This is a genomic window from Rhodoferax sp. (assembly GCF_028715765.1).
Taxonomy (GTDB): Bacteria; Pseudomonadota; Gammaproteobacteria; order Burkholderiales; family Burkholderiaceae_C; genus Rhodoferax.
Genome location: NZ_JAQURE010000002.1, coordinates 84,466 through 100,480, shown reverse-complemented (window position 1 = coordinate 100,480; position 16,015 = coordinate 84,466). Strand labels below are relative to the sequence as shown.

Here is a 16,015-nt window from a genome sequence, read left to right as displayed (position 1 = left end):
GGTCAACCAAGATGGATGGCGCTCATGATAAGCCGCCCAGCGCCTGCGCTGCCACCAGACCACTGCGCACTGCACCTTCGAGCGTGGCAGGGTAAGCCCCTTGCACATGGTCACCGCACAGCCACAGGCCAGGCGCCACGGCATGGGCGGGGTGCTGCAAAGCCGGTGTGCAGGCAAAGGTGGCACGTTTTTCCACCACGGTTTGCACCGCTTGCAGCGGCAAGCCCAGCTGGGTTTGGGCTTGGGCCAGCACCTGCGCTTGCAATTGCGCCCGCTCTTGGCCCGATGCGCTCACCACAAAAGCCAGTAAGCCCGCAGGCCCACCGAGTTGGCCGCGGTCAAAGACAAACTGCGCCGGGGCTTGGGCGCTGCTGCGCAAGGCCAGCATGGGGTGCGACAAGCGGGCAGTTGCAGCCCAGGCATACACGGTGGTGATCGCCTCAAACCGCAAAGCCTGGCACAACGCAGCACTGTGCTGCAGCTTGGATGCTATTGACTCTGTAGCTGTCTGCGCAGTCTCATCAAGCGCTAGAGCCATATTTGATGCTGCATTGGCAAGGATCACCGCGTCAAACACTTCGCCTTCCACCTGCCAGCCCGCGCCCGCCGGTTGCAGGCTGTGCACCCGGCACCCCAGGCGCACCTGGCCACCGTGCTGCACCAGCCAGGCCGCTGCGGACTCGGGGAACAGGGCACTCAGGTCAACCTTGGGCAGCAGCAAGCGCGAGCCGCCTTGCACGCCAAACAAGGCATCGCGCAGCACGCGCAGAAAAACCTCGGCACTGGCGCTGTGCGCGGGGGTGTTCAAGGCCGATACACACAGCGGCTCAATCAGCTCGGTCAACACCCGGGGGGTGAGGCGTTGGCACAACTGCGCCACGGTCCGCTGGGCTGGGCAGGTAAAACCCTTGAGCTGCCAGCCCAAGGCATGGCGCAGCAGCACGGCTTTGTCACGCACCGACCAGCCGCGGGCACTGACAATGCCTGCCAGCGCATCCAGCGGCGTGGGCCAGCGGTTGAATTCAATGCCTTGGCCGTCTGGAAAACGCAGCGCCATGGGCAGGTTCAGCAGCACTTTTTCGGGCTGCACGCCCACAGTGCGCATCAGCGCCAAGGTGGCTGTGTAGGCACCAATCAGAATGTGCTGGCCGTTGTCCAGGTGGGTCGGTTGACCGTTGGGTAGGGTGGTATTTTTCAAGCCTTTTAGGCCTCTAGCCCTACCACCTATTGCATGACTAGCTTCGAAAACAATAGCATGGTGGCCAGCTTGGGTGGCCGTGACAGCAGCTGCTAAACCGGCCCAGCCAGCGCCAACGATGGCAACCTTCATGGTCTCACAGCCGCCCCAGTGCTTGCACTTTCCAGGCCAGCCAGAGCTTGCGCAGCGGCGTCAGGCTGATGCGCTGGTGCAGCACGGCAAATTGCTCGGCCTCAATTTCGTGCAGCAGGGCGCGGTAAATGCTGGCCATCATCAGGCCGGGTTTTTGCGCGCGCAGGTCAGCGCTGGGCAAAAGCGCCAGCGCTTCGTCATACAGACGCTGGGCGCGCTGCGCCTGGAACTGCATCAGCGCGGTAAAGCGCTCTGAATAAACCCCGTTCAAAACCTCTTGGGCAGGCACGGCAAACTGTTTGAGCTCGCTCATGGGCAGGTAAATGCGGCCACGGCGGGCGTCTTCACCCACGTCGCGAATGATGTTGGTGAGCTGCAGCGCTTGCCCCAGCGCGTGGGCATAGGCGGTGGTTTGAGCTTGGGTTTGGCCAAAAATGCGCGCCGCCACTTCACCCACTTCACCTGCTACCAGGTGGCAATAGCGCTGCAAATTGGGGTAGTCCAGGTAGCGCTGCTGGGTCAGGTCCATCTGGCAGCCTTCAATGACGGCTTGCAGGTGGCGCTCTTCAATCTGAAAGCTGGCCGCCAGCGGCATCAGCGCTTGCAGCACCGGGTGGCTCGGCTGGCCGGCAAAGGCTTGTGTCACCTCGGTGCGCCACCAGTGCAGTTTGGTGGCGGCCACACCGGGGTCAACCATGTCGTCCACCACGTCATCGACTTCGCGGCAAAAGGCATAAAAGGCGGTGATAGCGGCGCGTTTGGGGGGTGGTAAAAACAAGAAGGCGTAGTAAAAACTGCTGCCCGAGGCGGCGGCTTTTTGCTGCACGTAGTCTTGTGGGGTCATGAGGTGGCCACGCTTGGACAGTGGGTCAACGCCCGCGGCGCACGCGCAGCAGCTCGTCAAGAATCAGGCAGGCGGCACCCAGGGTGATGGCGCTGTCGGCCACATTGAAGGCCGGAAAGTGCCAACCCCTGAAATGAAAGTCCAAGAAGTCGACCACGTAGCCATACAGCACGCGGTCGATCACGTTGCCCAAGGCACCGCCCAAAATGCTGGCCAAGGCAAAGGCAAACAGGGTTTGCGTGGCGTGTTTTTTCAGCATCCAGGTGATCAGCGCCACGGCGGCTACGCCAATGCCAGTAAAAAACCAGCGCTGCCAGCCCCCGGCACTGGCCAGAAACGAGAATGCTGCGCCGGTGTTGTGCACCCGCACCATGTTGAAGAAGCTGGTCACCGGTGTGCTGTCACCCAACTGGTAGTAGCCCATGATGAGCACTTTGGTGAACTGGTCGGCAATCAGCACCACCATGGCCCAGCCCAGCCACGCCAGCAGCGTGATGCCGGCGGGCAGAGACGGGCTGTAGCTGGGTTTGCGCGCCATCAGGCCACCGTGCGGGTTTCGCCCGCGCCAAACAGGTTGCTGACGCAGCGGCCGCAAAGGGTGGGGTGAGCGGCATCCACACCAATGTCATCACGGTAATGCCAGCAGCGCTCGCATTTGATGCCATTTGAGGCTGTAGCGCTTATAGATAGTGCGTCACCAGCTATTAAATAAATAGCAGATGTGATGAATACAAAGCGCAGGTCTTGGCCCAGGCTGGCCAGCAGGGCGTGGTCGGCAGGGGCGGCGGTCAGGGTCACATGGGCTTGCAGCGATGAGCCCACTTGGCCCGCGGCGCGCAGGGTTTCAATGTCTTTGTTGACCGCGTCGCGCAGCTCGCGAATGCGTGCCCACTTGGCCAACTGGGCGGCATCTGCGTCGCCCAAGGGGGTGTAGGTGTCCATGAAGATGGACTCGCGCGTGGCTTGCGGGGTTTTGCCCGCAGCGCCCAGCACAGCCCAAGCTTCCTCGGCGGTGAAGCTGAGGAACGGCGCCATCCAGCGCAGCATGGCCTGGGTGATTTGCCACAGCGCGGTTTGGGCACTGCGCCGTGCCAACGACTTGGGCGCGGTGGTGTAGAGCCGGTCTTTCAAAATGTCGAGGTAGAAAGAGCCCAGGTCTTCGCTGCAATAAATCTGCAGCTTGGCCACCACCGGGTGAAATTCATACACCTCAAAATGCGCCAGCACTTCGGCCTGCAATTGCGCGGCGCGGCTGAGTGCATAGCGGTCAATTTCAAGCATCTGAGCCAACGGCACGGCATCTAGGGCGGGGTCAAAGTCGCTGACATTGGCCAGCAAAAACTTCAAGGTGTTGCGGATGCGGCGGTAGGTGTCCACCACGCGCGCCAAAATTTTGTCGTCGCCGGCAATGTCACCCGAGTAGTCGCTGGCGGCCACCCACAGGCGGATGATTTCGGCACCCAGTTTTTGGCTGGTGGCTTGGGGGTCAACCCCGTTGCCAGCGCTCTTGCTCATCTTGTGACCCTTGCTGTCCACGGTGAAACCGTGCGTCAAGATGCCTTTATAGGGCGCGCGGCCATACATGGCGCAGGCGGTGAGCAAGCTGGAGTGGAACCAGCCGCGGTGCTGGTCGTGGCCTTCCAGATAAAGGTCAGCCTCGGCACCGGTTTCGTGGCCAGCACCGGCGTGTGAGCCTTTGAGCACCGTGGTGTGGGTGGTGCCAGAGTCAAACCAGACCTCAAGGATATCGCTGCTTTTGGTGTAGTTGGGCGCGTCAGCTTCGCAGTCCAGGGTGGCGAAGATGGCTTCGGTGCTGGCCTTGCTCCAGGCCTCAATGCCGCCATGCTCCACCATGTTGGCGGCCATGTCCAAAATTTCCATGGTTTTGGGGTGCAGCTCGCCACTGTCTTTGTGCAGGAAAAAGGGCAGTGGCACGCCCCAGCTGCGCTGGCGGCTGATGCACCAGTCTGGCCTGCCGGCAATCATGTCGCGCAAGCGCACCTTGCCGTTTTCGGGGTAAAACGCTGTGTTTTCGATAGCTGCCAGCGCAAGGTTTCTAAGGGTATCAGGCGCTTTGTCTTGGGTAAAAATGCCAACGCCTTCGTCCATGCGAATGAACCATTGGGCGGCGGCGCGGTAAATCACCGGGGTTTTGTGGCGCCAGCAGTGCGGGTAGCTGTGCACGATGTCGGTGGTGCAAAACAGGCGGTTGGCATCACGCAGTGCGTCGATGATGACCGGGCAGGCTTTCCAGATGTGCTGGTTGCCAAACAGCGGCAGCTCGGGCGCATAGACACCGTTGCCCTGCACTGGGTTCAGGATGTCGTCATAGGCCATGCCGTGCGCCACGCATGAGTTGAAATCTTCTACCCCATAGGCGGGCGCCGAGTGCACGATGCCGGTGCCATCGGTAGCGCTGACGTACTCAGCCAGATACACCGGGCTGAAGCGGTCGTAGCCAGCGTCTACATGGGCAAACGGGTGTTTGAAGTGGATGCCACCCAGCGCCTTGCCACTGGTGGTGGCCAACACCGTGCCAGTCAAGCCGAAACGTTCTAGGCAGGCAGTTACCAAGTCTTGCGCCAGCACCAGCAGGCCACGGTCGGTGTCGACCAGCGCGTAGGTCAATTCCGGGTGGGCGTTGAGGGCTTGGTTGGCCGGAATGGTCCAGGCTGTTGTGGTCCAGATGACGGCATAGGCGTCTTTGGTCAGTGTGGTCAAGCCAAAAGCGCTGGCCAGCTTGGCTGGCTCGGCACACAAAAAGCCCACGTCCAGCGTTTGCGATTTTTTGTCAGCGTATTCGATCTCGAACTCGGCCAGGCTGGAGCCGCAGTCAAAGCACCAATATACGGGTTTCAGGCCACGGTAGACAAAACCGCGTTCTATGACGCGTTTGAAAGCACGAATTTCATTGGCCTCGGTGGCAAATTCCATGGTGCGGTAGGGGTGGTCCCAGTCGCCCAGCACGCCCAGACGCTTGAAGTCTTCGCGTTGCAGGTCGATTTGCTCGGTGGCGTAAGCGCGACTTTTGGCCTGCATGTCGTCCCGGGCGAGCTTGCGGCCAAACTTTTTCTCAATGGCGTTTTCAATCGGTAGACCGTGGCAGTCCCAGCCGGGAATGTAGGCCGCGTCCATGCCTTTGAGTTGGCGCGCCTTGACGATCATGTCTTTCAAAATTTTGTTGACCGCGTGGCCCATGTGAATTTGCCCATTGGCATAGGGCGGACCGTCGTGCAGCACAAATTTCTCGCAACCATGGCGTGCCGCGCGCAGCTTTTGGTACAGGCCTTGTTCTTGCCACTGCTTGACCCATTGCGGTTCACGCTTGGGCAGGTCGCCGCGCATCGGAAACGGGGTGTCGGGCAGGTTCAGGGTGCTGCGGTAATCGGCTTTGCCGGTGGCGTCAAGGGGTGGATTTTGAGTGGTCATTTGGGCAGAAAGGCAAGGGTGGCACGGCATTTTGGCAATCTTCTGGGGTTGCCAGCGGTCGATGCGTTCAGGGGTCTTGGGTGAGTTTGTCGTGCAGTTTGTGGAGAAGCTCCACGCGGGAAATTTTACCGTAGGCCTTGGCGGAGCAAGGTGCTGTGGTTGTGGTTCAAGGTTTGGGCCCCAAGGTTGTACGAAAGACCCAGTCTTGGACTCGTGTGCATTTGTTGTTGAAAATTTCATAACATACAAACATGGCCAAGCTCAGCCTAGAACTGCGCAATGCGAACCTTTGAACCCACCATGTACGTGCTCGATACCCATGTCATTTCCGAATTGCGGCAAGGCAATCCAAACCAGTCTCCCGCTGTGCGGGCATGGGCCTCTGACAATGACAAATCCAAAGTCCGAGCGTGATGCCATGATTGTTGCCACGGCGCTGGAGCACAAAATGACGGTGGTGGCACACCACCTGGCTGACTTCGCTGGAACCGGTGTCAAGCTGATGGATCCTTTTAAGGTTTGACCGATACCGTAGGAGCTCTTATTCAACTCGACTACACCACCCTCGACCTGCAGCGCCGCCAGCACCCGGCCTGGCGCTTGCTGGCGGCGGACTCTGCACCGCTGGTGGCGAGCTTTTTGCACCGCGTGTTTGTCGTGCCCAATGTGCGCGTCATGGCGCAGTCCAACTTGGCTGAGGCGCTGGAGGACACGCTCTACGGCCTGCGCGAGCAGTTGGGCGAGAGCAAAGGTATCAAGGCCTTTCCCAAATCGGCACAAGAGTATTTGAACGACTGGGCCGCCAACGACAAGGGTTGGTTGCGCAAGTTTTACCCGGCAGGATCGGACGAGCCGCACTTTGACCTGACCCCGCCCACCGAGCGTGCCATGGCCTGGCTGGGCAGCTTGTCAGACCGGTCTTTTGTCGGCACTGAATCACGCCTGCTGACGCTGTTTGGCCTGCTCAAACAAATGAGTTTTGGTGCTGAGACCAATCCGCAAGCCCGCATCAATGAGCTGCACAAACAGCGTGATGCCATTGACGCAGAAATCGCCCGCGTGGCAGAGGGCAACATGGCGCTGCTGGACGACACCGCCCTGAAAGACCGCTTTCAGCAGTTCACCGGCCTGGCGCGTGAGCTGCTGGCGGATTTTCGGGAGGTGGAGCACAACTTTCGCACGCTGGACCGCACCGTGCGTGAGCGCATCGCCTTGTGGGACGGGGCCAAGGGCGAGCTGCTGCAAGCCATCATGGGCGAGCGTGATGCGATTGCCGAATCGGATCAGGGCAAGAGCTTTCGCGCGTTTTGGGACTTTTTGATGTCGCAGTCGCGCCAGGAAGAGTTCACCGCGCTGCTCTCGCGGGTGCTGGATTTGCCGCCGGTGTCCGCCCTGGCGCCCGATGTGCGCCTGAAACGTGTGCACTACGACTGGCTGGAAGCCGGTGAATACGCCCAACGCACGGTGGCGCAACTCTCACAGCAGTTGCGCCGTTTTCTGGATGACAAAGCCTGGCTGGAAAACCGCCGCATCATGGACATTTTGCGTGGCATTGAAGGCAAGTCTTTGGCCTTGCGTGACACCGCACCGACTGCGCTGCGCGTGCCGGACTTCATGCAGATCGACGAGATTGGCGCGGGTGTGGAGCTGCCGCTGGAGCGCCCGCTGTACCAGCCACCGCTGCAAACGGTGTTGACCCGCGTGGCCTTGCAGGCGGGTGATGCAGACCTGGATGCCGCCGCGCTGTTTTCGCAGGTGCGGGTGGACAAGGCGGCGTTGTCAGCCCACATTCGCCAGTCACTGCAAACTCAAGCCCAAGTTACCTTGGCGGAGCTGCTGAACACCCGCCCGCTGCAACAGGGCTTGAGCGAGCTGGTCGCCTATCTGCAACTGGCCAGCGAATCGGTTCATTCGGTGGTGGATGAATCGGTGCAGGACACGGTGGCGTGGCAGGTGGCAGATGAAGCTGACGAGGCACGCGGCCCGGTCACCCGCCGTGCCCGGCTGCCAAGGGTAATTTTTGTGCGGGATACCCAGTGAAGCGATTGTTATTGCTTTTTGTATATCCTGTATATACTTCAATTTTCAAGGAGAAAACCTCATGTTGACCCGAGTCTTCAAAAGTGGCAATTCGCTGGCGGTGCGCATTCCCAAAGAACTGGCCTTTGCGGATGGCGCGCAAGACGTTGAGATTGAACGTGTGGGCAACACCTTGGTGCTGCGCCCGGTGGTGCAAGAGACCATTGGCGATTTGACTCCCATCCTGTCCATGTTCAGCCCCAACTTCATGGCCGACGGGCGTGAATTTCACGAACAACGCGAACGCGATTGGAGCGGCAACAGCCCCTGGCGCTTTGAGACCGACGCTGGCGAGGCCGTGGACAAGGCGCAGAAATAAGCCATGCGTTACCTGCTTGACACCAATATTTGCATTTACATCATCAAGCGCCAGCCGCCCGAAGTGCTGCGCCGGCTTGAATCTTTGCCCCAGGGCAGTGCCGTGATGTCGGTGGTGAGTTATGCCGAACTGCGCGCCGGACTCGAAATACAGACCGCCAACCGTGCGCAGGACGGACGTGTGCTGGCTCTGTTGACGCGGCGCATTCCGGTGTTGCCCTTTGGTGAATCTGATGCGATAAGTTTTGGTGTGCTTCGTGCTGCCGTGCGTGACCGCCGCCGCGACACCATGGACCAGCTCATTGCCTCCCACGCGATCAGCCTTGGGCTCACGCTGGTCACCAACAACGAGGCAGATTTCAAAGACTACCCCGGCCTGAAGGTTGAAAACTGGGTCAACTCCCTTTAGATTTTTATGAGCCAACTTTCATGGCAATGAAGCCATCCCGAACTATGAAAGAGCCCCGTCATCGCGAGCGTAGCGTGGCGATCCATGCCTTTGGAAGTCATGGATTGCTTCACTTCGTTCGCAATGACGACATTTTTTCACATTAAATAGCCCTCTGGCGCTTATATATAAAGCGCTAGCAGCTATCAAAATAAATCATTCAACTGAAATGCTTGCCATGTCTCAAGATGGTCTCACTGACACGCTGTCGGCCAGCACCGATACGCTTGTGGCTGGCGCTGGCAGCCATCCCGGTATCCGCGCAGCCCAGCTCAACCTCACCAGCTTGGTCGTCCCCTTGCTGAAGGGCGTGCTGTACCGCGAAGACGATGCCAGCCAGTGGGCGGCCTTGCTGCAATTGGAAGCCCGGGTGCGTGACTACGTGGCGGTGCTGGCGCTGGACCTGGTGGTGGACGAGGCCGAGGGCTACGCCTTTTTGCGTGCCCAACCGCAAGACGATGACAGCGCCCCCAAGCTGCCGCGCCTGGTGCGCCGCCAGCCCTTGAGTTTTCAGGTCAGCCTGCTGCTGGCCTTGCTGCGCAAAAAGCTGGCCGAGTTTGATGCCAGTGGCGGTGACACGCGCTTGATATTGACGCGCAGCGCGGTGGTGGAGCTGGTGCGCGTGTTCTTGCCCGCCGGCTCCAACGAGTCGCGCCTGATCGACCAGATTGAAACCCAACTCAACAAGGTGATCGAACTGGGATTTGTGCGCCGCCTCAAAGCTCAGGCCGAAGGCGCGTCAAGCCGCGCCGCGCAAGAGCCGGTGTACGAGGTGCGCCGCATCCTCAAAGCCTTTGTCGATGCCCAGTGGCTGGCCGACTTTGACCAACGCCTGGCCGCATACCAAGGGCAACTTGCCGTACCCAACACCACCTCGGAGGCTGATGATGAGTGACAGTTCAGCCACAGAAGACCTGTTTGATACCGTTCGCCCTGAACTGCCGACCCCGAGCGTTGCCAAAGAACCCAAAGTGCTTCGACCCGCCGCCAAGCTCAAGGCAGGCCAGGCTCAGCCTGAACAAGGGGCTGTGGCAACAACCTTGGCCGGTTTTCGCCTGCAGCGCCTGGAAGTCTTCAACTGGGGCACGTTTGACAAGCGCGTCTGGGCGCTGGGGCTGGATGGTCGCAATGGCTTGCTGACCGGCGACATCGGTTCAGGCAAGTCCACGCTGGTGGATGCCATCACCACGCTGCTGATCCCGGCCCAACGCATTGCCTACAACAAGGCCGCCGGGGCCGATGCGCGGGAGCGGTCGCTGCGCTCCTACGTGCTGGGGCATTACAAGTCCGAGCGCAATGAAACCAGTGGCAACGCCAAGCCGGTGGCGCTGCGCTCAAACAGCGACTATTCGGTGATTCTGGGGGTGTTCCACAACGCCGGGTTTGACCAGACGGTGACGCTGGCGCAAGTGTTCTGGATGAAAGACACGTTTGGCCAGCCCGAACGTTTTTACGCCGTGGCCGACAAGGCGCTGTCGCTCACCGACGACTTTTCTGACTTCGGCACCGCCGTGCCCGCCTTGCGCACACGGCTGCGCAAAAGTGGGGTCAGCCTGTTTGACAGTTTTCCGCCCTACAGCGCACACTTTCGCCGCCGTTTTGGCAACATGGGTGAACAGGCGCTGGAGCTGTTTCACCAAACCGTGTCGATGAAATCGGTGGGCAACCTGACCGATTTTGTGCGCCACCACATGCTGGAGCCCTTTGATGTGGCCCCGCGCATTACGGGGCTGCTGGCGCACTTTGACGACCTGAGCCGCGCCCACGCCGCCGTGCTCAAGGCCAAGCAGCAGGTTGATCTGCTCACGCCCCTGGTGGCCGACTGCGACAAACATGCCGCGCTGGTGGACAGTGCTGCCGAGTTGCGCCTGTGCCGCGAGGCATTGAAGCCCTGGTTTGCCAGCCAAAAACGCACGCTGCTGGATGTGCGGCTGGAAACCCTGGGCATCAATCTGGCCAATGAGTCGGCCAAGGTGGCGCGCCTGGAAACTCAAAAACTGGCGCAGCGCACACTTGAGCGCGAACTGCGCCTGACCCTGGCGCAAAGCGGCGGTGACCGCATCGCACAGATCGAGGCTGACATTCAACGTCAACAAACCGAGCTGAACAAGCGCCAAAAAAATGCCCAGCGTTACGACGCGTTGCGTTTGAGCCTGGGCCTGTTGGCCGTGGCCAACCGCGAGGAGCTGCAAACCCAGCAGCAGGGTTGTGCCCAGCGCCGCCTGGAAGATGCCGAGCGCGAGGCCGCGCTGCAAAACGAGCTGACTGAGCGCGGTGTTGAGCTGGCTCAAGGGCGCACTGAACAAAAAGCCTTGGCGCTTGAGGTGACAAGCCTGCGCGAGCGCCGCAGCAACATCGATGCCCAGCAAATTGCCATGCGTGCCGCCTTGTGCCAAGCCTTGGACTTGCGTGAAGACAGCATGCCTTTTGCTGGTGAACTGTTGCAAGTGCACGACGATGCGCGTGACTGGGAGGGCGCGGCCGAGCGCATGTTGCACAGCTTTGCGCTGTCACTGCTGGTGCCAGACAAGCATTACGCCCGGGTGGCGCAGTGGGTAGACGACACGCATTTGCGCGGACGCTTGGTCTACTTTCGCGTGCGCGACAACGTGCGTCCTGGACAGTCCGCACCGGATGCCTCACACGTACCCGTGCACCCGCAGTCGCTGGCCAAAAAGATCGCCATCAAACCAGATTCGGCGTTTTACACCTGGCTGGCGGCTGAAGTGGCGCGCCGTTTTGACGTGGCCTGCTGCAGCACGCAAGAGCAGTTTCGCGCCGAGCCGCGCGCCATCACCCGCGCCGGGCAAATCAAGTCGGGCAGTGAGCGCCATGAAAAAGACGACCGCCACCGCCTGGACGACCGCAGCCGCTACGTGCTGGGCTGGAGCAACGCCGCCAAGCTGGCGGTGTTGGAGGGCAAGTTGCGGGTGCTGCAAACCAGGCTGGGTGACATCGGCGCACAGATCGGCAGCTTGCAGCAAGAGCAATCCACCCTGCGCGAGCGCCAGCAAGCCCTGGCCAAGCTGGAAGAGTTTCAGGACTACAGTGAGCTGGACTGGCAAGCCAATGCCCGAGACATTTCGCGCTTGAAGGATGAGCGCGCCGCGCTGGAGGCCGCCTCGGACGTGTTGGCGGCGTTGACGCAGCAGCTCAAGGCGCTGGAGGATGAGTTAACCAAAACGGAAGACCAGCTCATTGCCCAGCGCGACAAGCGCTCCAAAACCGAGCAAAAAATCAGCGATGCCACCAAGTTGATCAGCGAAGCTGAAGGATGGCTGGCCTTGGCACCGGCCGGGTTTGATCAGCTTGTGCCGCGCCTTGTAGCCTTGCAGCGGGAGCTGACTGGTTCGCAAACGCTCACCATCGAATCGTGCGATGCGCGTGAGCGAGAGATGCGCGATGCGGTGCAAAAAGCCATCGACCTTGAAGAAGGCCGCATCAAACGGGTGCTTGAAAAAATCATCGATGCCATGCGCAGTTTCAGCAACCAGTTCCCCGTGGAGACGCAAGAAGTCGACGTGTCGGTGGGCTCAAGCGGCGAATACCGCACCCTGTTGCAACGCCTGGTGGCTGACGACCTGCCGCGTTTTGAGGCCGACTTCAAGCGCTCGCTTAACGAGAACACCATCCGCGAGGTGGCCAACTTCAATTCGCAACTCCACAAAGAGCGCGCCACCATCCATGAGCGCATCGAGCGCATCAACCAGTCGCTCACGCAGATTGACTACAACCCTGGCCGCTTCATTACGCTAGAGCTGCAAACCACCACCGATGCAGAAGTGCGTGACTTTCAAACCGAGCTGCGCACCTGCCTGGACGGCGCACTGGGCGGCGGCTCCGGCGGGGAGGCGGGCACAGGGCAAGGCAGCCAGTATTCCGAGGCCAAGTTCCTTCAGGTGAAACACATCATCGAGCGCCTGCGTGGCCGCGAAGGCCAAACCGATGCGGATAGGCGCTGGAGCGCCAAGGTGACCGATGTGCGCAACTGGTTTGTGTTTGCCGCCAGCGAGCGCTGGCGTGAAGATGGCCACGAGCACGAGCATTATTCCGACTCGGGCGGCAAGTCCGGCGGCCAAAAAGAGAAGCTGGCCTACACCATTTTGGCCGCTAGCCTGGCCTACCAGTTCGGCCTGGCCTGGGGCGAAACACGCTCCAAGAGTTTCAGGTTTGTCGTCATCGATGAAGCCTTTGGCCGGGGTTCAGACGAATCTGCGCTATACGGGCTGGAATTGTTCGAGAAGCTCAACCTGCAATTGCTCATCGTCACCCCGCTGCAAAAAATCCACATCATTGAACCCTTTGTCGCCAGCGTCGGCTTTGTTCATAACTTTGAGGGGCGGGATTCGCGGCTGCGCAATTTGACTATTGAGGCGTATCGGGAGGAGAAGAGTAGGGTGGAGGCAGTTGACAAGTCGGGCAATGGCGCGAACTTGGCATCTGCATTGGCGACAATAGGCAGACAAAACGGAGCACAAGAATGATTACCAAACTGACCCTGCGGAACTTCAAAAGTGTTGGCGAGCAAGTCTACGAATTCACGCAGTTCGATTTGCTGGTTGGGCGCAACAACAGTGGCAAGAGCACGGTGCTCCAGGCCTTGGCGATTTGGCAGTTTTGTGTGGATGAGTTCCATCGGTCACGGCGTGGTGGTGAAAAGGGCATTCAGGTTGTACTTCCCAATTTCACGGCACTGCCTGTGCCTGAGTTCAATTTGCTTTGGAAGGACAGAGACATACGCCGCTCCCCAAGCAAGAGCAGCAATAAAAAGCAGGAGTACATCCTGATTGAAATCATCGTGGAGTGGAGTGGGCCTGACGGCACGAGTTCGTCTTTTGGCGTGGCACTTAGGTATCACTCGCCGCAGGCCATTTACGCGATTCCTTCGGATGGTTGGGCCGCATTTCGTGGATTTGATCAAGGCGTGTTGTTGCCACGCATTGCCTATGTGCCGCCGTTCTCTGGCCTGGAGCCTTCTGAGGAATGGCGTGATGACGGGCCGTTGCGCAGACAGGTCGGTAAGGCCCAGCCAGGAAGCGTGCTTCGCAACCTGCTTTATCGAGTTTGTCCTGCCTTGGAAGACGTGCCTGGACAAGAAGCAAGTCGAGCTACATCCAAACTTCAGCAGCCACCTAAGGAGTGGCGTGAGATTGAGGCGGTGGTCAAGCGGTGGTTTGGTGTCCAACTGAGAGTACCCGAATATCACAAGGGCGTAGATACACAGATCAAGGTGCAATACGGGCAGGGCGATAAAGACTTTGACATCATTGCTGGAGGCAGTGGCTTTCATCAGACATTGACGCTATTGGGTTTTCTTCACGGTTACAAGCCGACCACCATCTTGCTGGACGAGCCCGATGCCCATTTGCACGTCAATTTGCAACGGGAAATTCTGGACTACTTCAAACAAAAGTCGATGGAATTAGGCACGCAATTTCTCGTTGCCACGCATGCAGAAGAGTTTGTGAGAGGAGTGGATGCGAGTCAGATCATGTCTTTATTGGCGCAGGTGCCCAAACGCATTCAGTCCACACCGGAGGTGCTGCGAGCCATGTCCGATGTGTCAAACGAAGAGATCACTAAAGCCATGTCTTACCCGTTCGTCCTCTATGTGGAGGGGGAAAGCGATGAGCGCATTTTGCGGGCTTGGGCTGCGCAGTGTGGGGCGCAATCTCCCATGGATCGCGTCTATTTCAAGACCATGGACGGTGGTGGCAAGAAAAACATGAAAGAAAGAGCAGATCAGCACTTTGCCGCTCTCCAGCAAATTGTTCCTGAGGTATCAAGACTCATGTTGTTCGATTTTGACGATGCAAAAGATGCCTTTCATCCGCAGCCGAACAATCCGTCGCTTGCAGAGTGGAAGCGCAAGAACATTGAAAACTATTTGCTGGTAGCTGATGCCTGGAAGCGGGCTGCGTTGCAACAACTCGGATTCGCGGAAGATGATTTGTTTGCGCAACCGATTCAGGAATTCATTGATGACTTTTTTGCTGGGGAGAACCTGACTTTGCCACCTGGAAAAACCTGGCGCAATGTCAGCGCCAACGTGTTCAGTGTGGTGGATGGCAAACGCCTTTTGTTTGAGAACGATAACTCCCTGTTCCAGCAGCTCAGAAATGCAGAAACACCGATGTTGCTCCTTCGTGAACGAGTAGCGATGAGTATGACGGCGGATGAAATTCACGAGGATGTTCATCTGTTCATTGGTAAGTTGAAGGCGTTGACCGGGCTGCACTGAAAGATGTCAACTGTTCGGCCATTCCAAACAGTTGCCCCCCACAGAATTTGAAATGATGACTCGGGCCGCAAGCCCCAAGAAAGATAGACCATGGCATTGATTGAAGGTTTTCGTGTTCAAAACTATCGCGCGTTGCGCGATGTGACGCTGGGCAAGCTTTCAACCCAGCAGGGTGGGACACCTCTGACACCGTTTACCGTGGTGATTGGCAAAAACGGGGTGGGCAAAAGCACCTTGTTTGATGCCTTTGGCTTTGTCGCAGATTGCTTGGCGCACGACGTGGAGCAGGCCTGCGACATGAAGCAACGCGGTGGTTATGAGCGGCTGCATTCCAGAGGTGCCGATGGGCCGATCAGCTTTGAAATTTATTACCGTGAGGCTGTTGGTGAACGGCCAATGAACTATGAGTTGTCCATTGCGCTGGACGACATGGGACGTCCGTTTGTGGAGTCCGAGGTCCTCAAACAACGGCGCAAGGGGCAGAAGCATGGCCGTCCCTACCCATTTTTGAGACTGCATCATGGCAAAGGCATGGTTTGGGCGGGCGAGGAAGCGGTTGAAGTGGAGGGGGGGGAAGAAGACCGTGCCCAGACCGAGGTTGAGCTGACCGACCTGCGCCAATTGGGCATCGCCACCTTGGGCACGCTCAAGGAGCACCCGCGCATCAAACGTTTTCGGGATTTTTTGAAGGGTTGGTACTTGTCGTACTTTTACCCCGATGCCGCCCGCAGCCTGCCCACTGCCGGCCCCCAAAAACATCTGAACAGCCACGGTGACAACATTGGCAATGTGGTGCAGTTCATGGCGCGGGAACACAAGGACAGGTTTAAAGCGGTGCTAGATCGCATCGCCGCCAAAATCCCGGGCATCAAGAGCATTGACACCAAAGTGATGGACGACAACCGCCTGTTGCTTCGGTTCAATGATGGTGCGTTTGTTGATCCATTTTTTTCGCAGCAGATGTCCGACGGCACCCTCAAGGTGTTCGCCTACCTGCTGCTGATGGAAGACCCAGAACCGCCGCCGTTCATCTGCATTGAAGAGCCCGAGAACGGGCTGTACCACAAACTGCTGGAAGCGCTGGCGCAAGAATTTCGCGCCCATGCCAGTGGAAAGAAAAATGCGCCCCAGATTTTTGTGACCACGCACCAGCCGTATTTTGTCGATGCCTTGTCACCCGACGAGGTCTGGATTTTGGAGAAAGGCGCGGATGGCTTCTCGTTGATCCGGCGCGTGTCTGATCTGGAAATTGTCAAAAACCTGGTGGAAGAAGGTTTGCCGCTGGGTGGCCTTTGGTACAGTGATTACCTGGAGGCACGCTAGGCC

12 protein-coding genes are annotated in these 16,015 nt (G+C 58.9%); 8 read left to right on the top strand and 4 right to left on the bottom strand.

The window, feature by feature from the left end:
* Positions 1-22: 22 nt before the first annotated feature.
* Genes hpnE through ileS form a run of 4 tightly spaced genes read right to left on the bottom strand, consistent with a single transcriptional unit; the run spans position 23 to position 5,603 of the window.
* Positions 23-1,330: a hydroxysqualene dehydroxylase HpnE gene (hpnE, locus tag PHT20_RS01325; RefSeq protein ID WP_301019087.1), complete on the bottom strand. Its 1,308-nt coding sequence runs from the start codon at positions 1,328-1,330 to the stop codon at positions 23-25.
* Positions 1,331-1,334: 4 nt separating this feature from the next.
* Complete coding sequence (gene hpnD, locus PHT20_RS01320) at positions 1,335-2,174, bottom strand: presqualene diphosphate synthase HpnD (RefSeq protein ID WP_301019086.1); 840 nt, start codon at positions 2,172-2,174, stop codon at positions 1,335-1,337.
* 25 nt (positions 2,175-2,199) lie between these two features.
* Positions 2,200-2,712 carry a signal peptidase II gene (lspA, locus tag PHT20_RS01315; protein WP_301019085.1) on the bottom strand — a complete coding sequence of 171 codons (513 nt, stop codon included), beginning with the start codon at positions 2,710-2,712 and terminating at the stop codon, positions 2,200-2,202.
* The gene (ileS, locus tag PHT20_RS01310; protein ID WP_301019084.1) at positions 2,712-5,603 is read right to left on the bottom strand and encodes an isoleucine--tRNA ligase; all 2,892 of its coding nucleotides are present in this window, start codon (positions 5,601-5,603) and stop codon (positions 2,712-2,714) included. Before ileS ends, lspA begins: the two co-directional genes overlap by 1 nt.
* A gap of 388 nt (positions 5,604-5,991) precedes the next feature.
* Here ileS and PHT20_RS01305 point away from each other — a divergent pair, with 388 nt between their 5' ends.
* From PHT20_RS01305 to PHT20_RS01270, 8 genes are all read left to right on the top strand, one after another.
* Positions 5,992-6,126, top strand: a complete 135-nt coding sequence (locus PHT20_RS01305) for a hypothetical protein (RefSeq protein WP_301019083.1) — start codon at positions 5,992-5,994, stop codon at positions 6,124-6,126.
* A gap of 20 nt (positions 6,127-6,146) precedes the next feature.
* Positions 6,147-7,643 carry a DUF3375 domain-containing protein gene (locus tag PHT20_RS01300; protein ID WP_301019135.1) on the top strand — a complete coding sequence of 499 codons (1,497 nt, stop codon included), beginning with the start codon at positions 6,147-6,149 and terminating at the stop codon, positions 7,641-7,643.
* Positions 7,644-7,704: 61 nt separating this feature from the next.
* Positions 7,705-8,001 (top strand): type II toxin-antitoxin system VapB family antitoxin, encoded by a 297-nt coding sequence (gene vapB, locus PHT20_RS01295; RefSeq protein ID WP_301019082.1) that lies wholly within the window; start codon positions 7,705-7,707, stop codon positions 7,999-8,001.
* 3 nt (positions 8,002-8,004) lie between these two features.
* Positions 8,005-8,409, top strand: coding sequence for a type II toxin-antitoxin system VapC family toxin (locus PHT20_RS01290; protein WP_301019081.1), 405 nt, complete (start codon positions 8,005-8,007; stop codon positions 8,407-8,409).
* Between the two features lie 217 nt (positions 8,410-8,626).
* Positions 8,627-9,343 (top strand): DUF4194 domain-containing protein, encoded by a 717-nt coding sequence (locus tag PHT20_RS01285; RefSeq protein WP_301019080.1) that lies wholly within the window; start codon positions 8,627-8,629, stop codon positions 9,341-9,343.
* Positions 9,336-12,932, top strand: coding sequence for an SbcC/MukB-like Walker B domain-containing protein (locus PHT20_RS01280; protein WP_301019079.1), 3,597 nt, complete (start codon positions 9,336-9,338; stop codon positions 12,930-12,932). The genes PHT20_RS01285 and PHT20_RS01280 overlap by 8 nt, the downstream gene beginning before the upstream one ends.
* Positions 12,929-14,689, top strand: coding sequence for an AAA family ATPase (locus PHT20_RS01275; RefSeq protein WP_301019078.1), 1,761 nt, complete (start codon positions 12,929-12,931; stop codon positions 14,687-14,689). The genes PHT20_RS01280 and PHT20_RS01275 overlap by 4 nt, the downstream gene beginning before the upstream one ends.
* A 90-nt stretch (positions 14,690-14,779) precedes the next feature.
* A complete protein-coding gene (locus tag PHT20_RS01270) occupies positions 14,780-16,012 on the top strand; it encodes an AAA family ATPase (RefSeq protein ID WP_301019077.1) in 1,233 nt (410 codons plus the stop codon).
* The last annotated feature ends 3 nt before the right edge of the window (positions 16,013-16,015 follow it).